Origin of the sequence: Luteibacter aegosomaticola, assembly GCF_023078475.1 — a bacterium.
Classification (GTDB): domain Bacteria; phylum Pseudomonadota; class Gammaproteobacteria; order Xanthomonadales; family Rhodanobacteraceae; genus Luteibacter; species Luteibacter aegosomaticola.
In genome coordinates, this window is record NZ_CP095741.1 from 1,725,155 (window position 1) to 1,749,332 (window position 24,178).

Here is a 24,178-nt window from a genome sequence, read left to right on the forward strand (position 1 = left end):
TGGGCCTTCAGGCGAGCGCTTCTTCGGGCTCGGCCTCCGTCTGTACCTTCGTCTTCAGGTAGATCGGGCCCAGGGCTTGTTCCTGGACGATCTCGACGAGCATTTCCTTCGCAAGCTCCAGCATGGCCAGGAAGGTGACCACGACGCCGAGCCGGCCTTCGCTGATATCGAACAACGTTTCAAAGCGGTGGAACCCACCCGTGCCCAGCGAGTTGAGCAGATCGCCCATGCGCTGGCGGACGCTGAGCGGTTCGCGCTGGATCGCGTGGTGCGTGAACAGATCGGCACGCTTGAGCACATCCTTGAGCGCGAGCAGCATCTCCTTCAGGTCGAGCGGGGGCGGGACCCGTACCACGTTGTGCTCGCCGACGAAGGCGTGCACCACGGTGGTATCGCGTTCCAGGCGCGGCAGTTCTTCAATATCCTGCGCGGCCTTCTTGAAGCGTTCGTACTCCTGCAAGCGGCGTACCAGTTCCGCTCGCGGATCGTCCTCGAGGCCTTCCTCGGCCGGCGGGCGGGGCAGCAGCAGCCTGGACTTGATCTCCGCCAGGATGGCGGCCATCAGCAGGTACTCCGCGGCCAGCTCCAGCCGCATCACCTCGCGCATCATCTCGATGTAATCCATGTACTGCCGGGTGATCTCGGCGACAGGGATGTCGAGGATGTCCAGGTTTTGCCTGCGGATCAGGTAAAGCAAAAGATCCAGCGGGCCTTCGAACGATTCCAGGATGACTTCCAGCGCGTCCGGCGGGATGTACAGATCCTGTGGCATTTGCAGCACGGGCTGCCCGCGTACGAGCGCGAGGGGCATTTCCTGCTGCTGGGGAACACCGGCAAAGGCATTCCGCGTTTGTTCGACCACCTGGACTTCGGTTGTCTCGTTAGTCATCGGCACACGTCAGAAGGGCCGCCTTCAAGCGACCGGGAACGCAAGCAACAAATCGATGCCGTCCGGCGGCTATACCGCCACCTCGCCGGGCATGCCGCGCATCGTCGCCGACGAGCGGAAGGCATGGCCGCTGGACACCCCAGGAGGGTCACCGTCTGTGAGATATCGCCGGGAACATAGACTACCGCCGACCAGAACTGCAGGCCGGTAGGGCAGTACGCCCGAATAAGTTCACCCGATTGACAGACAGGGTATAGCGTGTGCCTTCGCAAGTCCAGCGGGCGGCCATGTGTCGGCCGGGCCATTACGGCAAAATACAGCCATGCCCGCCGATCCCCGCGCCATCATCCATGTCGACATGGACGCTTTCTACGCGTCCGTGGAGGAGTTGGACGACCCCAGTCTGGTCGGCAAGCCCGTCATCGTGGGCGGTCTGGGGCGCCGTGGCGTGGTTTCCACGGCCAATTACGTGGCCCGCACCTTCGGCGTGCGCTCGGCCATGGCCACCTCGGAGGCCCGCCGGCGCTGCCCCCAGGCGGTTTATATCCACCCCCGGCACGACCGGTATGCGGCCATCTCGGCCGTGGTGTTCGATGTATTTGCCGAAGTGACGCCTATGATCGAGGGGCTTTCGCTGGACGAAGCCTTCCTGGACGTCACGGCGAGCCTGCGGCTTTTCTCATCGATCGAGGTGATCGGTCGCAAGGTGAAAGAGACGATCCGCGAGCGGACCGGCCTGAACGCCTCGGTAGGCATGGCCCATAACAAGCTACTGGCCAAGCTGGGCAGCGAGCTTTCCAAGCCGAATGGCTTTCTCCACATTCAGCAGGACGAGGTCCGTGGCTACCTGGATCCCCTGCCCATCGGAAGGATGTGGACGGTGGGGAAGGTGGCTGAGGAGGCCTTGCACAAGGTCGGCATCCGGACCATCGGCGATCTGCTGCGCGCGGACGCATGGCGGCTGAACAAGGCCGTGGGCGAACGCCATGCGGCCATGCTGCGCCTGCTGTGCCAGGGCGAGGACCATCGCCCCGTGGTGACGGATGCCCCGGAGGTCTCGATCGGTGCCGAATGGACCTTCGATGTCGACCTGGACGACCTGGCCATCGCCGAGGCGTGGCTACTGCGCCAGTGCGAACGGGTAGGGGCGCGGGCGCGCGGGCGGGAGGTCAAGGCGCGCACGGTGTCGGTGAAGCTTCGCGAGCCACCCTTCGTGACCCATAGCCGCCAGGCACAGCTGCCGGTGCCGGGTAACGCCACGCCGGATATCTACGCCGTGGCACGACGCTTGCTTCACGTCTGGTGGCACCAGCATCCGCGGCCCCGGCTGCGCCTGCTTGGTGTGACGCTTTCTGGCTTCGATGCACGGCATGGCGACGAACAACAGGACATGTTCAGCGCACCGGCAGAGGAAAAACGAACCGATGGCGTACAAGATCTCATCAACGAGCGTTTTGGCAACGGAGCGCTGGTGAGGGCAGGCGTGTTGAAGACGCGTGGCCGGGAGTGACCCTACTGCGCTAATGTGTCCGTTTGTGACACGGAAGGTAAGTTTCGTGGGGCCTCGGTCATGCCGACCGTAATTTTTGGCCGCCGGCAGGCGGGATGGGTGGAACAGCTGATGGCTGACAAGGAAGACCCGAACGTGCGCTATCGCCACGCAAGGATGAAGGTACAGACCGCGGTGCTCCTGAGCCGTGGCGGGGAAGCGCACCCGACAGAATTGATCGACATTTCAGCGACCGGCGCCTTGCTGCGTCGTCCCTCGGGCTGGCGCGGTGAAGCCGGCCAGACCTGGATCCTCGACATGGTGTTTGGCCACGACCTCCACATCAACATGGAGGCGAAGGTGGTGCGCGCCGGCGCGCGCCAGATCGGCATGGAGTACTCGCTGATCCCCGAGGACAAGCAGGCCCCGTTGTGGGAACTGCTGGGCGGCTACGCCGATACCCTGGAAGCCTGGACCGACGACTAACCCCGCCGGTAGGAGCCCACCCTGTGGGCGACATCTGTCGCCTCACCATGGCAGGCCCTGTAGCGTTATCGCGAACGGCGTCGCCCACAGGGTGGGCTCCTACAGACAAAAAAGCCGCCCATGGGGCGGCTTTTTTTTAGGCCTGGGCGGCTTTGCGTTTGGCGCGGTCTTCGTCGCGCAGTTCGCGGCGGAGGATCTTGCCCACGTTCGTCTTCGGCAGCGAGTCGCGGAACTCGATCTGCTTGGGCCGCTTGTAGCCGGTGAGCTTCTCGCGGCAGAACTCGCGCAGCGCTTCTTCGGTCAGTGACGGGTCCTTACGCACCACGAAGATCTTCACCACTTCGCCCGAGTGCTCGTCATCGACACCCACCGCCGCCACTTCGGCGACGCCGGGGTGGCTCATGACAATGTCTTCGATCTCGTTCGGGTACACGTTGAAACCGGAGACCAGGATCATGTCCTTCTTGCGGTCCACGATGTACAGGTAGCCGTTGGCGTCCATCTTGGCGATGTCGCCGGTGCGCAGCCAGCCGTTCGCGTCGAGCACCTTGGCCGTCTCGTCCGGACGGTTCCAGTAGCCCTTCATCACCTGCGGGCCCTTGATGCACAGCTCGCCCACTTCGCCGATGGGCAGTACGGTGCCGTCATCGGCCCAGATCTGCACATAGGTCGAAGGAATGGGCAGGCCGATGGAGCCGTTGTATTCCTTCAGGTCGAGCGGGTTGATGCACGCGGCCGGCGAGGTTTCGGTGAGGCCGTAAGCCTCGGCCAGGGTCACGCCCGTCGTCTTCTTCCAGCGCTCGGCCACGGCACGCTGCACGGCCATGCCGCCACCCAGGGACAGGTGCAGGCGGGAGAAATCTAGCTCGGCGAAGCCCGGGGTGTTCAGCAGGCCGTTGAACAGCGTGTTGACGCCGGTGATGGCCGTGAACTTTTCCTTGGAGAGCTCCTTGACGAAGCCCTTCATGTCGCGCGGATTGGTGATCAGCAGGTTCATGGCACCCAGGCGGGTGAAGACCAGGCCGTTCGCCGTCAGCGAGAAGATGTGATACAGCGGCAGCGCGGTGACGATCACTTCCTCACCCGCGGTGGCCGCGGTGCTGATCCAGGCATCGGCCTGCAGCATGTTCGCGATCATGTTGCGGTGGGTGAGCATGGCGCCCTTGGCCACGCCGGTCGTACCGCCGGTGTACTGCAGGAACGCAATATCGTCGTGGCCCACGTCCACGCTGGGCATGGCGTGCGCCTTGCCGCGCGCGACCGCGTCATTGAAGCGGGTCTGCTTCGGCAGCTTGTAGGCCGGCACTTCCTTGCGGATGTGCTTGACCACGAAGTTGATGATGCTGCCCTTGGGGAAGCCGATGAGATCGCCCACGCCGGTGGTGATGACGTGTTCGACGCGCGTGCCGGGCAGGGCTTCCTGCACGGTGTGCGCGAAGTTATCCAGGACTACGATCGCCTTGGCGCCGGAGTCTTCCAGCTGGTGGTGCAGTTCGCGGGTCGTGTACAGCGGGTTCGTGTTGACCACGGTGAGGCCGAGGCGCAATGCGCCGAACAGCACCACGGGATACTGCAGCAGGTTCGGCAGCATGATCGCGAGGCGGTCGCCCTTCTTCAGGCCGAGTTCGCCCGAGAGGAAGCCGGCGAAGGCGGTGGAGAGCTCGTCGATCTGGCCGTAGGTCAGGACCTTCCCGAAGTTCTTGTACGCGGGGCGGTCACGAAATTTCTGAAACGATTCCTCGAAGACCGCCGCAACGGAGCGGTATGCGTTGACGTCGATGTCGGCCGGCACGCCAGCCGGGTAGTGGGCAAGCCACGGGCGCTCGTTGCTCATGTACGGGACGGACTCCTGGAAAATGTGGCGATCGCACGGCAGGCTCGTCGTATGATCGGAGCGATTGGAGCATACGCGCGCGTATAGCATCAAGCCGCATTGCAACGCGCCACAAAAGGGGCAATACATGCTGCGTCATAAGGCCTTGGCCACCTTACTCCTCACGGCCCTCGCTGTCGTCAGCGGCTGCCACCGTACACCGGATGACGAGCAGGTCCGCAAGGCGATCGCCGCGGCCGAGGCGGGAGCAGAGGCTGGCAGTGCCAGCGACACGGTCGGTGGGCTTTCCGATGATTTCGATGGTAACGGTGGCCAGCTCGCCAAGCGCGACCTCGCGAACCTGGTACGCGTATTCGCCCTGCGCGGGCAGAAAGTGCATGCGCTGGTCGGGCCCATCTCGGTTGAGAAGCGCGGTGACCGGCAGGTCGCAACCTTTACCGTCACGCTAACCGCTGGCGCGGGCGTGTTGCCGGAAAACGCCGGTGCCTATGAGGTGGAAACCGGCTGGCGCAAGGACGGCAGCGAATGGCATTGCTTCACCGCCACCTGGAAGCGCGCCCTATGAGGTAGGAGCCCACCCTGTGGGCGACGCCTTTCGCGATAACGCTGCAGGGCCTGCGACGTTGGGGCGAAAGATGTCGCCCACAGGGTGGGCTCCTACGATGAATCAAAAAAAAGGCCCGGTTTCCCGGGCCTTTTTTCTTACGCCGCCTTGGCGAGCTGGCGGAGCACGTACTGCAGGATGCCGCCGTGGCGGAAGAACTCGCGCTCCTTCGGGGTGAGCAGGAGCACCTTCACGGTGAACTCCTTGGTCGAACCGTCCGGACGCGTGGCCTTCACCTGTGCGGTCTTCGACTCGCCGCCGTTGAGGCCGGTGATGTCGAACACTTCATCACCCTTCAGGCCGAGCGTCTGCGCGTTCTCGCCGTCCTGGAACTGGCAGGGCAGCACGCCCATGCCGACCAGGTTGGAGCGGTGGATGCGCTCGAAGCTCTCGGTGATCACGGCCTTGACGCCGAGGAGCAGGGTGCCCTTGGCCGCCCAGTCACGCGACGAACCGGTGCCGTATTCCTTGCCAGCGAGGACGACGAGCGGCGTGCCGTCGGCCTTGTACTTCATGGCGGCATCGTAGATGGCCATCTGTTCGCCGGTCGGGATGTACTTGGTGTAGCCGCCTTCCACGCCATCGAGCATCAGGTTCTTGATGCGGATGTTGGCGAAGGTGCCACGCACCATCACGTCATCGTTGCCGCGACGCGAACCGTAGGAGTTGAAGTCCTTCGCCTCGACGCCCCTGGAGATCAGGAAACGGCCCGCCGGGCTGTCCTTCTTGATCGAGCCGGCCGGCGAGATGTGGTCGGTGGTGATCGAGTCACCGAAGATGCCCATGGCGCGCGCGCCGTGGATGTCTTCGATGGTGCCGGCTTCAGCGGCCATGCCGTCGAAGTAGGGCGGGTTCTTGATGTAGGTCGAGTCGTCCCACGCGTAGGTCTGGCCATCCGGCGAGGCGATCTGGTTCCAGCGGCTGTCGCCCTTGAAGACGTCGGCGTAGCTGGCCTTGAACATCTCCGGGCTGATGGCGCCGGCGATGAGGTCGGAGATTTCCTGGTTGCTCGGCCAGATGTCCTTCAGGTACACCGGCTGGCCATCGCTGCCCGTGCCGAGCGCATCCTTGGTCAGGTCGATGTTGAGCGTACCGGCCAGGGCGTAGGCGACCACCAGCGGCGGCGAGGCCAGGTAGTTCATCTTCACTTCCGGATGCACGCGGCCTTCGAAGTTACGGTTACCCGAGAGCACCGACGCCACGGCTAGGTCACCCTCGGCGATGCCCTTGCTGATTTCAGCGGGCAGCGGACCGGAGTTACCGATGCAGGTGGTGCAGCCGTAGCCGACCACGTAGAAGTTCACCTTCTCGAGCTCGGCCAGCAGGCCGGTCTTCTTCAGGTATTCGGTGACCACGAGCGAGCCCGGGCCGAGCGAGGGCTTGACCCACGGCTTGCTGGTGAGGCCACGCGCGGCCGCCTTCTTGGCAACGAGGCCAGCAGCCAGCATGACGGCCGGGTTCGAGGTGTTGGTGCACGAGGTGATCGCGGCGATGACGACCGAGCCATCGTTGATGCGGAAGGACTTGCCGTCCTTCTCGACCAGCACGCCGTCGTCGCCGACCTTGTTGGCTTCGTTGCCGACCGCGGTGCCGCCGCCTTCATTGCTGAAGTTGGCCGCGTCGCCGTTCTTCGGCTTGCGGTTGGCGGTGAGCGGGCCGACCACGTCGAGGAAGCTCTGCTTCACGCCTTCGAGCAGCACGCGGTCCTGCGGACGCTTCGGGCCGGCGAGCGAGGGCTTGACCGTCGACATGTCGAGGTCGAGCACGGTGGTGAACTCGGCTTCCGGGGTGTTCGCGTCGTGCCACAGGCCCTGGGCCTTGGCATAGGTCTCGACGAGGGCGATCTGGCTTTCTTCGCGGCCCGAGAGGCGCAGGTAGTTCAGCGCTTCCTGGTCGATCGGGAAGATACCGCAGGTCGCGCCGTATTCCGGGGCCATGTTGGCGATGGTGGCGCGATCGGCCAGCGGCAGGTTCTGCAGGCCGTTGCCGAAGAACTCGACGAACTTGCCGACGACGCCGAGCTTACGCAGCATCTGGGTCACGGTGAGCACGAGGTCGGTCGCGGTCACGCCTTCGCCGAGCTTGCCGGTGAGGCGGAAGCCGACGACCTGCGGGATCAGCATGGACGACGGCTGGCCGAGCATGGCGGCTTCGGCTTCGATACCGCCCACGCCCCAGCCCAGCACGCCGATGCCGTTGATCATGGTGGTGTGCGAGTCGGTACCGAACACGCTATCCGGGTAAGCGAACGATTCGCCGTTCACGTCGCTGGTGAAGACGACGCGGGCCAGGTTCTCGAGGTTCACCTGGTGGACGATGCCGGTGCGCGGCGGCACGACGGCGAAGTTGTTGAAGGCCTTCTGGCCCCAGCGCAGGAACGAGTAACGCTCCTGGTTGCGCTCGAATTCGATTTCGACGTTCTTTTCCAGCGCCGACTCGGCACCGAATGCGTCCACCTGCACCGAGTGGTCGATGACCAGCTCAGCCGGGACCAGCGGGTTGATGCGATCGGCGTTGCCGCCGAGCTTCACCACGGCATCGCGCATGGCGGCCAGGTCGACCACGCAGGGCACGCCGGTGAAATCCTGCAGCACCACGCGGGCGGGCATGAAGGAGATTTCGGTATCCGGCTCGGCCTTGGCGTTCCAGTTGGCGACGGCCTCGATTTCCTTCGAGGTGACGTTCACGCCGTCTTCCTGGCGGAGCAGGTTCTCCAGCAGGATCTTCATCGAGAAGGGCAGGCGCTTCAGGTCGAACTTCTGACCCAGCTTCGCCAGGCTGGCGATCTTGTGGCTCTTGCCGTTGACTTCGATTTTGTCTGCGACTGAGAACGAGTCTTTCATGCTGTACTCCTGGCGTGGCTTGCTTTAGCTGGGGAGGCCTGGCGGCCCCGGGTGGGGGCGCCAAAGCGTCGATTATCGCGCAGTCTGCGGCTCGTATGCGACCGCCGTGAGACCCGGCGTCCGTTACAATGCCCGGCCCGGGGCGCGCACGAGCGCGACTACGGCGAGAAATCCCTAAAAGCATGAAGCGGGGGGCGGATGGGCGCAAACGTATTTGATGGCACACAGCGTTCGATGATTTCGATGGCCCTGTCATCCGTATCCCTGCGCGACCTCGCGCTGGTCCAGGCCGTGGCCCGCGAAGGGAGCTTCAATAGCGCCGCCCGGGCCATGTACATCAGTGCCTCGGGGCTTTCGCACCAGGTGCAGAAAGTGGAGCAGGCCCTGGGCATGCCCCTGTTCGAGCGCGGCGGGCGCCGGGTCGTCCCCACGTCGGCCGGTCAGCGTCTGTTGGGGTACATCGAGGGGGTGCTGTCGGCCGCCGAACACCTCGAGCACGCGGCGCGCGCCGGCGATGTGGCGTTTGGCGGCGAGCTGCGCCTCGGCGTGCCTTCCACCCTCGGGCCGTACCTGCTGCCCCATGTGATCGAACCGTTCCCGCAGCGCTTTCCTGGCGCACGACTGACCATTTCCGAAGGCAAGCCGCGTGGCCTGCTGCGCCGGCTGGGCGAGGGTGAGCTCGATGCCGTGCTGGCGCCACCGAGCGCCACGGCCACCGGGCTGGATTCCACGGCGCTGTTCTTTGAGCCGTATGAGCTGATGTTGCACAAAGGCCACCCGCTGGCCGGACAGGCCGAGGTGGCGCTCACCGAACTCGATGCGGCGGATGCCACGCTGATGGCGGAAAGCCACGGCAATGGCGTGTCCGACCTGGGCATGCCGGGTGCGGCGCGGCCTGAGCGTATCCAGGATCTTTCGATCGAGAGCCTGGCCACCCTGGTGGCGCTGCGCGGTGGCTATACGCTGGTGCCGGTGCTGGCGCACGACCGCCTGCAGTCGATCCCGAACGTGGTGCTGGCTGCGGTGGCCGGCGCGCGCCCGGGCCGGCATATCGCGCTGTACTGGCGCAGCGCCTCGCCCTGGCGTGACGACCTGGCCGGCTTCGCGGACCTCCTGCGCACGCTGGCCACGACCATCCCCGGCCTGGACGCCGCCAGCTAATAAAACGCCGGACACCCCGTAGGAGCCCACCCTGTGGGCGACATCTTTCGCCTCAGGCCCCACGCCGCAGGCCCTGTGGCGTTTTGGCGAACGGCGTCGCCCACAGGGTGGGCTCCTACAATTGGACGAACGGCGTCGCCCACAGGGTGGGCTCCTACATTTAGGCGAACGGCGTCGCCCATGGGGTTTGATGGCGTTAGAAGCCGTTGTCGAGGGTCGAGCCGGTTAGGAGGCCGCGGGCGAGCATGGCGGTTTTCTTGGTCTGGAACAGCATGTGCCATTGGCGGCCGCCGAGCTGGTGCCAGAGCACCGCCGAGCGCACCGCGGCGAGCAGCGAGGCGCGGACGCGATCAACGTTGGCCTTCTGCTGGAGATGGGTGGGGTTGCCGGTGACCATCACACGTGGCTTCAGTGTCGACAGCGTGGTGGCGTAGAGCTCGGCCAGGCGCGCGGCGACGTTCGGATGCGTCAAGCCGAAATGCTCGACCTGGCGCTGCGTAGCGACGATACCTTCATGCAAACGGTTGCCCAACGTGCGGTTGCGCGCCAGCGAGCGCTCGAGGCGCAGCACGGTCACGCCCATGCGCATCACGGCGACATCGCGCGTGCTTTCGTCGAACTGGTTCACGAGCGTACGCAGGCCGCGGCGCACGCCGGCCACGTTGCCATACACGCCGGCGACGGTGTCCGAATCGATACGGAACACGCTGGCGAGGCTGGCCTCGTAAGCCACCTCATCGCAGCGGCCTTCGGTGGCCAGCTGGTGGGCCAGTGCAGCACCCTGGAATACGCCGGCCAGGGCCAGGACGCGTTCTTCATTCATGGAAGCAACTCACGTTGGTGCAGTTTGTAGGAGCCCACCCTGTGGGCGACGCCGTTCGCCATAACGCCACAGGGCCTGCGGCGTGAGGCCTGCGGCGTGAGGCCTGCGGCGTGAGGCCTGAGGCGAAAGATGTCGCCCACAGGGTGGGCTCCTACGAGGGGGTTCATTCGAGGCCACCGTAGGCGGCGTCGGTCGTGGCGATGACGGCGCCGCCGAGGCATTCGTCGCCGTCGTAGAGCACCACCGACTGGCCGGGCGTGACGGCGCGCTGGGGCTCGTCGAAGGTGATGTGCAGCGTATCGGCGCGGACCTCTACCGTGCAGGCCTGGTCGGCCTGGCGGTAGCGGGTCTTCGCCGTGCAGCGGAAGGAAAGGGCAGGCGGTTCGCCCGCCACCCACGTGGCATCGGTGGCGAACAGGCGGGTGGATTGCAGCCAGCGGTTTTCACCACCCTGGGCCACGATCAGCGTATTCGTGGCCACATCCTTGCCGACGACGTACCACGGCTCATTCGGCGCATCCGCACGGCCGCCGATACCCAGGCCGTTGCGCTGGCCCAGCGTGTAATACATGACGCCCTGGTGCTCGCCGACCTTGCGGCCATCCGGGTCCACCATGGCGCCGGGCTTCGCCGGCAGGTACTGCGCCAGGAATGCGCGGAAATCGCGCTCGCCGATGAAGCAGATGCCGGTGGAATCCTTCTTCGCCGCCGTCGGCAGGTTCGCCTCGCGGGCCATGTCGCGCACGACGGGCTTCTCGATCTCGCCTACCGGGAACAGCGTGGCCGAAAGCTGGCGCTGCCCGAGCGCATGCAGGAAGTAGGTCTGGTCCTTTGCCGCATCGACGGCGCGAAGCAGGCGGTAACGGCCTTCGTAAAAATCTACGCGCGCGTAGTGGCCCGTCGCGATCTTCTCCGCGCCGAGGGCCTGGGCGTGCTCAAGGAAGGTCTTGAACTTGATCTCGCGGTTGCACAGCACGTCCGGGTTGGGCGTGCGGCCTGCGGCGTATTCGGCCAGGAAGTGCTCGAAGACACCGTCCCAGTACTCGCCGGCGAAGTTCCGGGCATGGAAGGGGATGCCCAGCCGGCCGCAGACAGCGACCGCATCGCGGCGGTCATCATCGGTGGTGCAGGGGCCGGAGCGGTCATCCTCTTCCCAGTTCTGCATGAACATGCCTTCCACCTCGTGGCCGGCTTCTTTCAGCAGAATCGCCGCGACCGAGGAGTCGACCCCGCCGGAAACGCCCAGGATCACTTTCACGTGCGGGCATCCGGCAACAGGCTGGACACGGTATCCAGCGGGTAGCGGCGCCCATCAAGCCAGGCATCGATGGTGCTCAGGATCAGCGGGCTGCGCAGGCGCGGGCCCAGGGCCTCGATCTCGTCACGGCGCAGCCAGATCGCCCGGCGGATGCCGGTATCGAGCGTGCGGGTGGCGTCATGGGCCACCGAGCGGCCGCTGAAGCCGAAACGCAGCACCTGTTCGCCGTGCTCCTGGCTCATCCATTGCCAGACGCCAAGGAAGGCATCCAGTTCGACCGTGTGGCCGGTTTCTTCCAGCGTCTCGCGCACCGCGGCGGCCTGCAGGCTCTCACCCGGATCGAGGTGGCCAGCGGGCTGGTTGTACGCCAGTTCGCCGAAGATCTCCTCTTCGACGATGAGGTAGCGGTCACCGTGTGCGATGACGCAAGCGACCGTCACACGGGGGCACCACACGTTTTCGGCCGGGGCTGCGGTCTGGGTCATCTGACGAATGGGAGGGGGTGGCTCTGGAAAAAGACATATTGTGCCATCACCTGTGGAAATCGACCCCGTAAGGGCTCGAAATCCGGTGTATATAATCGAATCGCGTACCGAAGGTTCTTACTTAATGTCCCAGGAACACGAACACGATCAGGAAAACGAGCGCGGACACGGCCTGGCCATCGAAACCGCTCGTCCCGAGACGGCGAAGCCCCCGTTGTTCCAGGTCGTCTTGCTGAACGACGACTTCACACCGATGGATTTCGTGGTTGAGGTGCTACGGAGCTTTTTTGGCATGGACCAGGAACGGGCGGTCCAGGTGATGCTCCATGTACACACCAGGGGGAAGGGCGTGTGCGGAGTATTCACTCGCGAGGTGGCAGAAACGAAGGTGACCCAGGTAAATGAATACTCACGGTCCCATCAGCACCCGCTGTTATGCACTATGGAAAAGATGTAGCAGATCCCCCATCTGGAGTTCATGCGGCACTAACAAGGGCTAAGAACCCGCCGCCCACAGCTATCGGAGACGGTCCGTATGTTCAGCAAGGATCTCGAAGTCACCATTGGGCACTGCTATAAGCAGGCCCGGGAGCAGCGCCACGAGTTCATGACCGTGGAGCATCTCCTGCTCGCCCTCACGGAAAACACCTCCGCCCTGGCCGCCCTGCGTGCCTGTGGCGTGGATTTGCCCCGCCTTTCGGCGGATCTGCAGCGGATCATCGCTGAAACCGTCCCGGTCCTCCCCGCCGGCGACGAGCGTGACACCCAGCCCACCCTGGGCTTCCAGCGTGTGCTCCAGCGCGCGGTCTACCATGTCCAGTCCTCGGGCCGGAAGGAAGTGACCGGCGCCAACGTTCTTGTCGCGATCTTCGGCGAAAAGGACAGTCACGCGGTCTATTTCCTGCACCAGCAGGAGATTACCCGTCTGGACGTGGTCAATTACATTTCCCACGGCATCGCCAAGATCAGCGATGAATCCGCGGCTGCCCCGTCCAGCGCTGAGCGCGATGGTGAGGAAGGCGGCGAGGGCAAGGGCAACCCGCTCAGCGAGTACGCCTCCAACCTCAACGAACTGGCCCTGCAGGGCAAGATCGATCCGCTGATCGGCCGCCAGGATGAAGTGGAGCGCACCATCCAGGTGCTTTGCCGCCGCCGCAAGAACAACCCGCTGTACGTGGGTGAGGCTGGCGTGGGCAAGACCGCCCTTGCCGAAGGCCTTGCCAAGCGTATCGTCGAAGGCCAGGTGCCCGAGGTGCTGGAAGACTGCACCATCTGGTCGCTGGATCTCGGCGCCCTGGTGGCAGGCACCAAGTACCGCGGCGATTTCGAGAAGCGCCTGAAGGCGGTGATCGGCCAGCTGAAGAAGCAGCCGAACGCCATCCTCTTCATCGACGAGATCCACACCATCATCGGTGCGGGCTCGGCGTCGGGCGGCACCATGGATGCCTCGAACCTGATCAAGCCCATGCTGGCCTCGGGTGAGCTGCGCTGCATCGGTTCCACCACGTTCCAGGAATTCCGCGGCATCTTCGAGAAGGACCGCGCCCTGGCTCGCCGCTTCCAGAAGATCGACGTGGTCGAGCCCACCGTGGCCGATTCCATCGAGATCCTGAAGGGCCTGAAGACCCGCTTCGAAGAGCACCACTCGGTGGAATACACCAGTGAGGCCCTGCGTGCGGCGGTGGATCTCTCGGTCAAGCACATCCCGGATCGCCTGTTGCCGGACAAGGCCATCGACGTGATCGATGAGGCCGGCGCACGCCAGCGCCTGCTGCCGGAAGAAGAGCGCACGGGCAAGGTCGACGTGCCGGAAATCGAGTACATCGTGGCCAAGATGGCGCGCATTCCGGCGAAGCAGGTCTCGGCCTCGGATCGCGACGTGCTGCGTAACCTCGAGCGCAACCTCAAGATGGTCGTGTTTGGCCAGGATGGGGCGATCGAAGCGCTGGCGTCGTCGATCAAGATGGCCCGTTCGGGCCTGGGCGATCCGTCCAAGCCGATCGGTAGCTTCCTGCTCGCCGGCCCCACGGGTGTCGGTAAGACGGAAGTGACCCGCCAGCTCGCCATGCAGCTCGGTATCGAGATGGTCCGCTTCGATATGTCCGAGTACATGGAAGCACATTCGGTGTCGCGCCTGGTCGGTGCGCCCCCGGGTTACGTGGGCTTCGACCAGGGTGGCCTGCTCACCGAGCAGATCACCAAGCACCCGCACTGCGTGCTGCTGCTGGATGAAATCGAGAAGGCGCATCCGGATGTGTACAACATCCTGCTGCAGGTGATGGATCGCGGCGTGCTGACCGATACCAACGGTCGCGAGGCGAACTTCAAGAACGTCATCGTGATCATGACGACGAACGCCGGCGCCCAGCTGGCCTCGCGTCGCGGCATCGGCTTCGTGAAGCAGAACCACTCGCCGGATGCGATGGAGACGATCCGCCGCATGTTCACGCCGGAGTTCCGCAACCGTCTCGATGCGGTCATCCAGTTCAATGCGCTGGATTTCGACCACATCCTGCGCGTTGTCGACAAGTTCCTCATCGAGCTGGAAGCCCAGCTTGCGGAGAAGAAGGTCAGCGTGGATGTCACCCCGGAGGCCCGCCGCTGGTTGGCCGAGCATGGCTTCGATCCGCAGATGGGTGCGCGCCCGATGGCACGCGTCATCCAGGACAAGGTCAAGCGCGCGCTCGCCGACGAACTGCTGTTCGGCAAGCTGGCCGAGGGCGGCAAGGTCACCTTGTCGGTCGATGGCGACGAGCTGCACGTGGAAACCGAGTCGGCCGAGCCGGCTACGGCTGAAGCGTAAAGCACTCGTTGGTGATGTAAAAAAGGCCGCCCTCCCGGGCGGCCTTTTTTTTTGTAGGAGCCCACCCTGTGGGCGACATCTTTCGCGACACCGCCACAGGACCTGTGACCCTTCCGCGAACGGCGTCGCCCACAGGGTGGGCTCCTACAAATTCCGGGCAACAAAAAAGCCGCGGCAGGCCGCGGCTTTTCATTCGCAGAAGGGCGGCGCCAGGCGCGCGCTTACTTCATGCGGTACGTGATACGACCCTTGGTGAGGTCGTACGGGGTCATCTCGACCTTCACCTTGTCGCCGGTGAGGATACGGATGTAATGCTTACGCATACGGCCGGAGATATGGGCAGTGATGACGTGCCCGTTCTCGAGCTGCACGCGGAACATGGTGTTGGGCAGGGTCTCCTGGACCGTGCCTTCCATTTCGATGACGTCGTCTTTTGCCATGTGTTCCGGGTCGGAGTAGGGCCGGCTTGACCGGCATAAGTCCCCTATTATGCCATGCCCACCCCGGCAAGGCCACCCGGGGGCCTCAGGCGAAGTATTCGTTGAGCTTGCCGCGGATCTCGTCTTCGATCTTGCCCTTGAAGGCCGACAGCAGCATGCCGAGCTCGGCGGTAACGTGGACATCGCTATCGGAGACGGCGATCGCGCCCTTCACGCCGGAGCCCGAGAACGCGTAGGCATCGCCTTCCCAACCGCCCTTGGTGCCGAACTTCTCGGCCATGCGGGCCGCCACTTTTTCCACCACGGCGCGCGCTTCGGCAGCGCTCTTGCCGTGCTCGCGGCGGATATCGATCTTGGCCATGGGGGAGTCTCCGCGGGAAAAGGGTGGGCAAGTCTAACAGGCCCCTCGGCTGAACCGGGCCGATCTCTTTGCGTTCAAATAGATACCGCACTCTGCTAAAGTCGCGTCGTCATCCGGCCGGTCCCTCCATGCGCATTGAATTCGTCAGCTCGGCTCGCGGTGATTTTCACTGGTCCCGGCCCGTGCTTACGATCGGCCGCGCCGAAGAAAACGATCTCGTCGTGTCCGAGGCACAGGTCGCCGGCCAGCACGTCACCATCCAGCGCGACCGTCGCGGCATGGTGCTCGAGGTCGCTTCCGGCGTCGGCCGTGTCTACGTCAACGCGCGGCCCGTGCGTGAAAAAGCCCTTCTGCGTCCGGGAGATAGCCTCTCGCTGGGCGATTGCCGCATGCTTATTCGCGATGACGACGATCTGGAAGCCCGCGAGCTCCAGACACCCACGGACGCGCGCTGCACGGCTGCGTTGCGGCCGGTGGCCGGCCCGCTTTCGGGTCGCCTAGTCGCCATCGGCGAGCGCCTCGAACTCGGTGCGACCCATGGCGCGTTGCCGCTGGAACTGCCTGGCAACGATGCCGCGCTCCTCACGTTCGCGTGGGAAGACGACGAACTGATTCTCGATGCGTCGCGTGTTCCGGCCCGGCACGCGCTGCGGGTTAATGGCGTGCGTACCGTGCGGGCGGTGCTCCAGCCCGGCGACCAGATCGGCCTGGCCACCCACCGCTTTATCCTGGAAGCCCCGGGCTGGTCGGCGGAGCCGCTGGTGGTGCTGCCCGAACCCGAGCCGGAGCCGGAACCCGAAGAGCCGGCGAGCGCCCGTGGCGACGTATGGTGGCTGATCCTTACCGCGGCCTTGCTCGCCGCCGGTATCGCCGTGGTGCTGTTCGCGCCGTTCTAAGCCCCCGTTTCGCCCGCATGCGGCGGCATAATGCCGGTTCACCCATGCGAGAGGACACGACGTGAGCAGAGCCTGGAATTTCAGCGCCGGACCGGCGGCGCTGCCGGAAGCGGTACTCAAGCGCGCACAGGCTGAGCTCCTCGATTGGAACGGTTCCGGCGCCTCCGTGATGGAGCTGTCCCACCGTGGCAAGCCCTTCATGGCGCTGGCCGCCGCCGCCGAGCAACGCCTGCGCGGCCTGATGGGCATTCCTGAGAACTACAAGGTGCTGTTCCTGCAGGGCGGCGCCACCCAGCATTTCGCGCAGATCCCGATGAACCTGGCCGGCCCCGATGGCCACGCCGATTACATCGTCACCGGCCACTGGGGCGAGAAAGCCGTGCGCGAAGCCGCGCCGTACCTTGATGCCCGCGTGGCTGCCACATCGGTCGCCGATAACTACCTGAAACTGCCAGCTCGTGAGACCTGGCAGCTCAGCCCCGGCGCCGCTTACGTGCACTACACGCCGAACGAAACGATCCATGGCGTCGAATTCCACGACGTGCCCGACGTCGGCGATACGCCGCTCGTCGCCGACATGTCGTCGAACATCCTCAGCGAACCGGTGGATGTTTCGCGCTTCGGCCTGATCTATGCAGGCGCGCAGAAAAACATCGGCCCCTCGGGCCTCGTCATCATGGTGATCCGTGACGATCTGCTTGCGCGCACGGGGCGGCCGATGGCGAATATCTTCCGCTACGCCGAGCACGCGAAGAACGATTCCATGCTCAACACGCCGAATACCTGGGGCTGGTATCTCGCGGGGCTTACCTTCGAGTGGCTCGAAGCGCAGGGTGGCCTTGCCGCCATGGGTGAGCGCAACAAGGCGAAAGCGGCGCTGCTATACGACACCATCGATAGTTCCAACGGTTACTACCGCAGCCCGGTGGAAGTCGCTTCGCGCTCGCGCATGAACGTGCCGTTCACCTTGCACGATAGCGCGCTCGATGCCGCTTTTCTCAAGGAATCCGAGGCGGAAGGGCTGCTCGCATTGAAGGGGCACAAGGCTGTGGGCGGCATGCGTGCATCGCTCTACAACGCCGTTCCGCTCGAAGCCGTCGAGGTGCTTGTGAAATTCATGCGGGACTTTGCAACGCGGCACGGTTAAAGTCGGGGATCACCGCAGTGCAACATGCGTTTGCGGTGATAACTGTTTCAATTGCAACCACTTAGCCGCCTGGAAGTCCATGAGCAAGAGCAGCTCCACCGATAAACAAGCCACGCTGGGCGAGGCGCGTCAGCGCATCGACAGCATCGACCAGCAACTGCAATCGCTCATCAGTGAGCGCGCCCGTTGGGCACAGCAGGTCGGCCGGGCCAAGGGCCCGTTGAAGGCGGCGGTGGAGTATTACCGACCCGAACGGGAAGCTCAGGTGCTACGTGGTGTCATCGATCGCAACGATGGCCCGCTGCCGAACGCGGAACTGGTACGCCTGTTCCGCGAGATCATGTCGTCGTGCCTTTCGCAGCAGCAGCCCCTGAAGATCGGTTACCTCGGCCCCGAGGGCACCTTCAGCGAACAGGCCGTGCGTAAACAGTTCGGCCATGCAGCGTATGGCCTGCCGCTTGGCAGCATCGAGGAAGTGTTCCAGGAAGTGGCCGCTGGCAACGCCGATTTTGGCGTGGTGCCGGTGGAGAACTCGGGGCAGGGCATGATCCAGATGACCCTGGATATGTTCCTCACCTCCAAGGCCACCATCTGCGGCGAAGTGGAACTGCGCGTGCACCAGAACCTGCTCTCGCTTACCGGCGAGATGAAGGACATCAAGCGCATCTACTCGCATCCGCAGTCGCTGCAGCAGTGCCAGGCGTGGCTGCGCGTGAACCTGCCGAACGTCGAGCGCATCGCGGTATCGAGCAACGCCGAAGCGGCGCGCATGGCCAAGCTCTCGCCGGAATCCGCCGCCATCGCCGGTGAATCCGCCGCGCGTGTGTACGGCCTGAAGATCATCGCGGGCCCCATCGAAGATCGCAGCGACAACACCACGCGCTTCCTGGTCATCGGCCGCACGATCTTCCCGCCGTCGGGTAATGACCGCACGTCGCTGCTGGTATCGGTGCGCGACAAGCCCGGTGCGCTGTACGACGTGCTCAAGCCGCTCGCCGAACACGGCATCAGCATGAACCGCATCGAGTCACGCCCGGCGCATACCGGCAAGTGGCAGTACGCGTTCTTCATCGATGTCTCTGGCCATGTGGAAGACGAGGCCCTGCAGGCCGCGTTGCACGAAATGAAGCCTGCCGCCGCCGATGTGCGCGTGCTGGGCGCTTACCCCGTCGCCTTGCCATGACCGCCGCGTTCGATGCAGCCGCGCTCGCCAACCGGGCGACGTCGGCTCTGCGTGCCTACGATCCCGGTCACGACCTTCCCGCGCTACGCAAACGCTTTGGCGCGGTGCTCTCCGAGCTGGGTTCCAACGAGAACCCGCTCGGCCCGAGCCCGCAGGCCACGCGTGCCGCCACCCGCGTGCTGGAAGATATCTGGCGTTATCCCGACCCGCTTGGCGCTTCGCTGAAGCATCGCCTCTCCGGCGAGCTGGGCGTGCCGGTCAGCGCCATTACCCTCGGTAACGGTTCGCACGAACTGCTCATGCTGCTGGCGCAGTGCTTTGCCGATGCCGAGCACCCGGTGGTGCATTCGCAGTACGGTTTTGCGGTATTCCCGATCGCGGCTGCCGCCGCGGGCGCACCGGCAATTCGCGTCCCTGCGTTGCCGGTGGATCACCCAACGGCGCCTTACGGTCACGACTTGCCGGCCATCGCGGCAGCGGTGACACCCGCCACGCGGCTGGTCTATCTCGCCAATCCGAATAATCCGACCGGCACGTGGTTCACCGATGCCGAGCTTGAGGCGTTCCTCGAGAAGGTGCCTGCGGAAACCCTCGTGGTCGTCGACGAGGCCTACCACGAGTACGTCGACGCCGCGGGACTCAGCACGGCGCTGCATTTGCTGGGGCGCTTCCCGAACCTGATCGTGACGCGCACTTTTTCGAAGGCGTACGCGCTCGCCGGCCTGCGGATTGGCTACATGCTCAGCCACCCGTCGGTGGCCGCGGTGGCCGAGCGCCTCCGTGAGTCGTTCAACGTCAACGGCGTGGCGCTGGCCGCAGCGGAAGCGGCGCTCGGTGACCACGAACATCGCGCACGCGTCCGCGACACCAATCATCGCGACCGCGCGTGGCTGGCCGAGGAGCTCAGCGCTCGCGGCTTCCGCGTGCTGCCGTCGCAAACCAATTTCCTGCTCGTCGACCTGGGCCAGGACGCTACCGCTTTCGAGAAACACCTGTTCGAAGCCGGCGTGATCGTCCGCCCCATGGGTGGCTACGGCCTGCCGCACACCGTGCGTATCAGTGTCGGCAGCCGCGGCGAGCTCCAACGTCTTTTGGAGAACCTGCCATGACCTCTCTGGCCTGGATCAGCCGCGCTGCCGGCCCCCTGCACGGCGAGCTCGTCGTGCCCGGCGATAAATCCGTCTCGCACCGCGCGCTCATGTTCGGCGCCCTTGCCGAAGGCACCACGCATATCCGTGGCTTCCTCGAAGGCGAGGACACCCGCGCCACCGCTGCCATCCTCGGCAAGCTCGGCGTGCGCTTCGACACCCCGGCGCCGGGCGAGCGCGTGGTGCACGGCGTCGGCCTGCACGGCCTGCGCGGCACCACCGAGTCGCTCGATTGCGGCAACGCCGGTACGGGCATGCGCCTGCTGGCCGGTTTGCTGGCGGGGCAGGCTTTCGACTCGACCCTCGTGGGCGACGCGTCGCTGTCGGGTCGCCCGATGCGTCGCGTGACCGACCCGCTCAGCGAGATGGGCGCGCAGATCGATACGAACGACGGCAAGCCGCCGCTGCGTATCCACGGTGGTCGCAAGCTCAAGGGCATCAGCTACAAATCGCCGGTCGCCAGCGCACAGATCAAATCGGCCCTGTTGCTGGCCGGCCTGTACGCGGAGGGCGAAACGGAAGTGATCGAGCCGCACCCGACGCGCGACTACACCGAAAGCATGCTCAAGGCCTTCGGCTGGCCGATCGAGTACTCGCCGGGCAAGGCGAAGGTCACGGGTGGCCACGTACTGCGCGCGGTCGATGTGGACGTGCCCGCTGACTTTTCCTCAGCCGCGTTCTTCATCGTCGCTGCCTGCATCGTGCCGGGTTCGCACCTGCGCCTGAAGGGCGTGGGCCTCAACCCGCGACGCACGGGTCTGCTCGCAGCGCTCGAGCTGATGGGCGCGGACATCGCCGTGGAAAACGAGCGCGAGAGCGGTGGCGAAGCCATCGCGGATCTCGTTGTTCGCTACCGCCCGCTGCACGGCGTGGCGCTGCCGCTCGATATCGTCCCCGATATGATCGATGAGTTCCCCGCGCTGTTCGTTGCGGCGGCCTGCGCCGAGGGTATGACCACCATCCGTGGCGCGGCCGAGCTACGCGTGAAGGAATCGGACCGTATCGCCACCATGGCGAACGGCCTGAAGGCCTGCGGCGTGTTGATCGACGAGCTGCCGGACGGCGCCATGATCCGTGGCGGCGCGATCGGCGGCGGGTCGGTCGACAGCCATGGCGATCACCGGATCGCGATGAGTTTTGCCATTGCGGGGCTGGTGTCGACGGCGCCGATCACGATTGGCGATTGCGCCAATGTCGCGACGTCGTTCCCGGGGTTCATTGATCTTGCCAACGGTGTGGGTTTCAGCCTGACCGAGGCAGCGTGATAGCGCGCGCAAGCGCGCTCCTACAAAAGGTCTTGTGAGGGCGCCCTTGCGTGCGATATCACCACAAGGCGCTATGTAGGAGCGCGCTTGCGCGCGATCACCGTCTCATCGAAGCCTCAGCCAACACGGCCGCCGACGCGCGCAATCCCTCGCGACACCCGCTCACGACAGCCCCATAATGGGTCCCAGCCTTCGGCCCCGGACCCCACCTGATGTCCCCCAAAACGCCTCCTTACGTCGTCGTCGTCCCGGCTCGCTACGCGTCGACGCGCCTGCCGGGTAAGCCGCTGCTTCCGATCGGCGGCCTCTCCATGATCCGTCGCGTGGCCCTGCGCGCCGCCGATGCGGGCGCCGCCCAGGTGGTCGTGGCCACGGACGACGACCGCGTTGCCGCCGAGATGCGCGGGTGCACGGGCGACATCCTGGTTTGCATGACCAGCCCCGAGCACGCCTCGGGTACCGACCGCATCGCCGAGGTCGCCAGCCACTTCGGCTGGCCCGAGGAGACCGTGGTAGTGAACCTGCAGGGCGATGAGCCGTTCGCCCCGGCCGCCGGTATCCGCGCCGTTGTCGATACCCTGGCAGGCGACGAGGCCCCCATGGCTACCCTTGCCACGCCGATCGCCGACGCCGAGGAGCTGTTCGACCCGAACATCGTGAAGGTGGTACGCGGCGGCAACGGCCGTGCGCTCTATTTCACCCGGGCTCCCGCTCCGTGGGCCCGCGACGCCTTCGCGAAAGACCGGCACTCCCTCCCAGCCGACGTCCCGTTCCTGCGCCACATCGGGATCTACGCCTACCGTGCCGGCTTCCTCCGCCGGATGGCTGCGCTGCCGCGCACCCCGCTGGAGCAGGCCGAGTCCCTGGAGCAGCTCCGTGCCCTGGAGCACGGCTACGCCATCGCCGTAAACCTGACCCCCGAGCCGTTCCCGCCGGGCATCGACACGCCCGAAGACCTGGCCCGTGCGGAGCGCTGGTTGCGGGAAAGCGGAGCCGTGTAGGGGATTGCCCACACGGGGGCGAGGGCGGGGCTTACAGGATTTACTGGGATTCGCCGGGCGCGCCTACACGGGCTTCCCCGTAATCTATCCCTGTCGCCGGAAACACCCAAGGACGAAGGCGACACCCCCAAGGAAGGCAGTGCGCCGGCATGGTCCCCCTCCATGCCGGCGTTTTTCATTCCCGGTTGCCCATCAGCAGCTAAAATAGGCCGATGGAGCACACTGAGTCGCACCCGTTCGATGGCAAGGCCTTCGTTCGCCACCTGACCACGTCGCCTGGCGTCTATCGGTACTTTGATGCCGAGGGCGAGCTGCTGTACGTCGGTAAGGCCGCCAATCTCAAGAAGCGGACCAGCAACTACTTCCTCAAGCCGCCCATGGACCCGCGCATCGCCTCGATGGTGTCGCAGATCGCCCGGGCCGAGGTCACGCTGACGCGCACGGCCGGCGAAGCCCTGCTGCTCGAATCGCAGCTGATCAAGTCGCTGAAGCCGCGCTACAACATCGTCCTGCGCGACGATAAGAGCTACCCCTACATTTACCTGTCGGGCGGGGAGGACTACCCGCGTCTCGCCTTCCATCGTGGCGCCAAGAGCGGGGTAGGGCGTTACTTCGGCCCGTACCCCAGCACCTTCGCCGTGCGCGAAAGCCTTGGCTTGATGCAGAAGCTGTTCAAGGTGCGGCAGTGCGAGGACAGCTACTTCAAGAACCGTTCGCGTCCCTGCCTGCAGCACCAGATTGGCCGCTGCAGCGCGCCCTGTGTCCAGTTGATCAGCGTTGAGGACTACCGGAGCGATGTGCGCCACGCCGAGATGTTCCTCGAGGGCCGCAGCAGTGCGGTGATCGATGAGCTGGCGCAATCGATGGAGCAGGCCAGTGCCGCGCTGAATTTCGAGCGCGCCGCCTCCCTGCGTGACCAGGTGGCCGCGCTGCGCCGCCTGCAAGCCCAGCACTTCGTCCAGGGTGCCAGCGCGGATATGGACGTGATCGCCTGCTGCCTTGATGGCGGCATGGCGTGTGTCAGCGTGCTCTTCTTCCGCAACGGCGTAAGCCTCGGCTCGCGCGATTTCTTCCCCCGCTTGCCGACGGATGCGTCGGTGGGCGATGTGCTCTCGCAATTCATCGCGCAGTACTACCTGGAACGCCAGGTACCGCGCGAACTGGTGCTGAGCGATCCGGTGGAAGACATGGAGGTGCTGGAAGACGTGCTGTCCCAGCACGCCGGCTACGCCGTGCAGCTGAAGCCCAGCGTCCGTGGCGACCGTGCTCGCTTCCTGGAAATGGCCCAGCGCAACGCCAGCGCCGCGCTCACCTCACGGCTGGCCAGCCGGCACACGCTGCTCGCCCGTTTCGATGACCTGCAGAAGGTGCTCGAGCTTACCGAGCCGCCGCGGCGCATCGAGTGCTTCGATATCAGCCACACCCGTGGCGAGGCTACGGTGGCCTCGTGCGTCGTCTTCGGCCCGGAAGGCCCGGAGAAGTCGCATTACCGCCGATTCAACATCACCGGCATCACCCCGGGCGATGACTACGCGGCCATGCACCAGGCGCTGACGCGGCGCTTCAAGAAAGTCGTGGAGGGTGGGGCGAAGCCCGACATCCTGCTGATCGACGGTGGCCTCGGCCAGGTGGCCCAGGCTATGGACGTGCTGCGCGAACTCGGGGTCGAAGGCATCCGTGTGGTGGGCGTGGCCAAGGGCCCTGGCCGGCGCGCTGGTGAGGAGACCCTGATCCTCGCGGAGAGTGGCAAAACCTTACATCCCGGTACATCCTCGCCCGCGCTGCACCTGGTGGCCGCCGTGCGTGATGAATCGCACCGTTTTGCGATCAGCGGCCACCGCCGCAAGCGCGATGCGGCCCGCGAGCGCAGTACGCTGGAAGACGTGGCCGGTGTCGGCGCACGCCGCCGCGCGGCGTTGCTGAAGGCCTTCGGCGGCCTCTCGGGTGTCGAAGCCGCCGGTGTTGAAGAACTCATGAGCGTAAAGGGTATTGATCGCGGTCTCGCAGAACGCATCTATGCCATGCTGCATCCCTGATCGAACGGAAGCGATTGCCCCCGCGA

21 protein-coding genes are annotated in these 24,178 nt (G+C 65.1%); 13 read left to right on the forward strand and 8 right to left on the reverse strand.

What is annotated here, in order from left to right; translation table 11 throughout:
* Positions 1-7: 7 nt before the first annotated feature.
* On the reverse strand, positions 8-811 hold the full coding sequence (locus L2Y96_RS07575; protein WP_247336964.1) for a segregation and condensation protein A: 804 nt from the start codon (positions 809-811) through the stop codon (positions 8-10).
* Positions 812-1,211: 400 nt separating this feature from the next.
* On the opposite strand from L2Y96_RS07575, the gene dinB reads away from it, so the two are divergent.
* Together dinB and L2Y96_RS07585 are read left to right on the forward strand one after the other, a co-directional pair.
* Complete coding sequence (gene dinB, locus L2Y96_RS07580; protein WP_247334983.1) at positions 1,212-2,399, forward strand: DNA polymerase IV; 1,188 nt, start codon at positions 1,212-1,214, stop codon at positions 2,397-2,399.
* Between the two features lie 60 nt (positions 2,400-2,459).
* Entirely contained in the window at positions 2,460-2,864 is a 405-nt protein-coding gene (locus L2Y96_RS07585; RefSeq protein ID WP_343218441.1) for a PilZ domain-containing protein, read from the forward strand.
* Positions 2,865-3,000: 136 nt separating this feature from the next.
* Here the strand turns inward: L2Y96_RS07585 and L2Y96_RS07590 are convergent, their stop codons facing one another.
* Positions 3,001-4,698, reverse strand: coding sequence for an AMP-binding protein (locus L2Y96_RS07590; protein WP_247334985.1), 1,698 nt, complete (start codon positions 4,696-4,698; stop codon positions 3,001-3,003).
* Between the two features lie 127 nt (positions 4,699-4,825).
* On the opposite strand from L2Y96_RS07590, the gene L2Y96_RS07595 reads away from it, so the two are divergent.
* Positions 4,826-5,263, forward strand: coding sequence for a hypothetical protein (locus tag L2Y96_RS07595; RefSeq protein WP_247334987.1), 438 nt, complete (start codon positions 4,826-4,828; stop codon positions 5,261-5,263).
* Between the two features lie 137 nt (positions 5,264-5,400).
* On the opposite strand, the gene acnA is transcribed toward L2Y96_RS07595, so the two are convergent.
* Positions 5,401-8,145: an aconitate hydratase AcnA gene (gene acnA, locus L2Y96_RS07600; RefSeq protein ID WP_247334999.1), complete on the reverse strand. Its 2,745-nt coding sequence runs from the start codon at positions 8,143-8,145 to the stop codon at positions 5,401-5,403.
* Between the two features lie 234 nt (positions 8,146-8,379).
* Here acnA and L2Y96_RS07605 point away from each other — a divergent pair, with 234 nt between their 5' ends.
* Positions 8,380-9,306 (forward strand): LysR family transcriptional regulator, encoded by a 927-nt coding sequence (locus L2Y96_RS07605; protein ID WP_247335000.1) that lies wholly within the window; start codon positions 8,380-8,382, stop codon positions 9,304-9,306.
* Positions 9,307-9,502: 196 nt separating this feature from the next.
* Here the strand turns inward: L2Y96_RS07605 and hflD are convergent, their stop codons facing one another.
* The 3 genes from hflD to L2Y96_RS07620 all read right to left on the reverse strand — a co-directional run bounded on the left by hflD (position 9,503) and on the right by L2Y96_RS07620 (position 11,872).
* Entirely contained in the window at positions 9,503-10,129 is a 627-nt protein-coding gene (gene hflD, locus L2Y96_RS07610) for a high frequency lysogenization protein HflD (protein WP_247335004.1), read from the reverse strand.
* 163 nt (positions 10,130-10,292) lie between these two features.
* On the reverse strand, positions 10,293-11,387 hold the full coding sequence (gene mnmA, locus L2Y96_RS07615; RefSeq protein WP_247335007.1) for a tRNA 2-thiouridine(34) synthase MnmA: 1,095 nt from the start codon (positions 11,385-11,387) through the stop codon (positions 10,293-10,295).
* The gene (locus L2Y96_RS07620; RefSeq protein WP_247335009.1) at positions 11,384-11,872 is read right to left on the reverse strand and encodes an NUDIX hydrolase; all 489 of its coding nucleotides are present in this window, start codon (positions 11,870-11,872) and stop codon (positions 11,384-11,386) included. The genes mnmA and L2Y96_RS07620 overlap by 4 nt, the downstream gene beginning before the upstream one ends.
* 124 nt (positions 11,873-11,996) lie before the next feature.
* On the opposite strand from L2Y96_RS07620, the gene clpS reads away from it, so the two are divergent.
* Complete coding sequence (gene clpS / locus L2Y96_RS07625) at positions 11,997-12,329, forward strand: ATP-dependent Clp protease adapter ClpS (protein ID WP_247335012.1); 333 nt, start codon at positions 11,997-11,999, stop codon at positions 12,327-12,329.
* Between the two features lie 78 nt (positions 12,330-12,407).
* Positions 12,408-14,675, forward strand: coding sequence for an ATP-dependent Clp protease ATP-binding subunit ClpA (gene clpA, locus L2Y96_RS07630; RefSeq protein ID WP_247335014.1), 2,268 nt, complete (start codon positions 12,408-12,410; stop codon positions 14,673-14,675).
* A 221-nt stretch (positions 14,676-14,896) separates the two neighbouring features.
* On the opposite strand, the gene infA is transcribed toward clpA, so the two are convergent.
* Both infA and L2Y96_RS07640 read right to left on the reverse strand, forming a co-directional pair.
* Entirely contained in the window at positions 14,897-15,115 is a 219-nt protein-coding gene (infA, locus tag L2Y96_RS07635) for a translation initiation factor IF-1 (protein WP_019466733.1), read from the reverse strand.
* An 85-nt stretch (positions 15,116-15,200) separates the two neighbouring features.
* Positions 15,201-15,476 (reverse strand): polyhydroxyalkanoic acid system family protein, encoded by a 276-nt coding sequence (locus tag L2Y96_RS07640; protein WP_247335016.1) that lies wholly within the window; start codon positions 15,474-15,476, stop codon positions 15,201-15,203.
* 128 nt (positions 15,477-15,604) lie between these two features.
* Here L2Y96_RS07640 and L2Y96_RS07645 point away from each other — a divergent pair, with 128 nt between their 5' ends.
* The 7 genes from L2Y96_RS07645 to uvrC all read left to right on the forward strand — a co-directional run bounded on the left by L2Y96_RS07645 (position 15,605) and on the right by uvrC (position 24,152).
* The gene (locus tag L2Y96_RS07645; RefSeq protein WP_247335018.1) at positions 15,605-16,372 is read left to right on the forward strand and encodes an FHA domain-containing protein; all 768 of its coding nucleotides are present in this window, start codon (positions 15,605-15,607) and stop codon (positions 16,370-16,372) included.
* Between the two features lie 61 nt (positions 16,373-16,433).
* Positions 16,434-17,519: a 3-phosphoserine/phosphohydroxythreonine transaminase gene (gene serC / locus L2Y96_RS07650; protein WP_247335021.1), complete on the forward strand. Its 1,086-nt coding sequence runs from the start codon at positions 16,434-16,436 to the stop codon at positions 17,517-17,519.
* Between the two features lie 79 nt (positions 17,520-17,598).
* On the forward strand, positions 17,599-18,702 hold the full coding sequence (gene pheA, locus L2Y96_RS07655) for a prephenate dehydratase (protein WP_247335024.1): 1,104 nt from the start codon (positions 17,599-17,601) through the stop codon (positions 18,700-18,702).
* On the forward strand, positions 18,699-19,811 hold the full coding sequence (hisC, locus tag L2Y96_RS07660; RefSeq protein ID WP_247335026.1) for a histidinol-phosphate transaminase: 1,113 nt from the start codon (positions 18,699-18,701) through the stop codon (positions 19,809-19,811). The genes pheA and hisC overlap by 4 nt, the downstream gene beginning before the upstream one ends.
* On the forward strand, positions 19,808-21,115 hold the full coding sequence (gene aroA / locus L2Y96_RS07665) for a 3-phosphoshikimate 1-carboxyvinyltransferase (protein ID WP_247335028.1): 1,308 nt from the start codon (positions 19,808-19,810) through the stop codon (positions 21,113-21,115). Before hisC ends, aroA begins: the two co-directional genes overlap by 4 nt.
* A gap of 212 nt (positions 21,116-21,327) precedes the next feature.
* Positions 21,328-22,116 (forward strand): 3-deoxy-manno-octulosonate cytidylyltransferase, encoded by a 789-nt coding sequence (kdsB, locus tag L2Y96_RS07670; protein WP_247335030.1) that lies wholly within the window; start codon positions 21,328-21,330, stop codon positions 22,114-22,116.
* A 212-nt stretch (positions 22,117-22,328) separates the two neighbouring features.
* On the forward strand, positions 22,329-24,152 hold the full coding sequence (uvrC, locus tag L2Y96_RS07675; protein ID WP_247335033.1) for an excinuclease ABC subunit UvrC: 1,824 nt from the start codon (positions 22,329-22,331) through the stop codon (positions 24,150-24,152).
* The last annotated feature ends 26 nt before the right edge of the window (positions 24,153-24,178 follow it).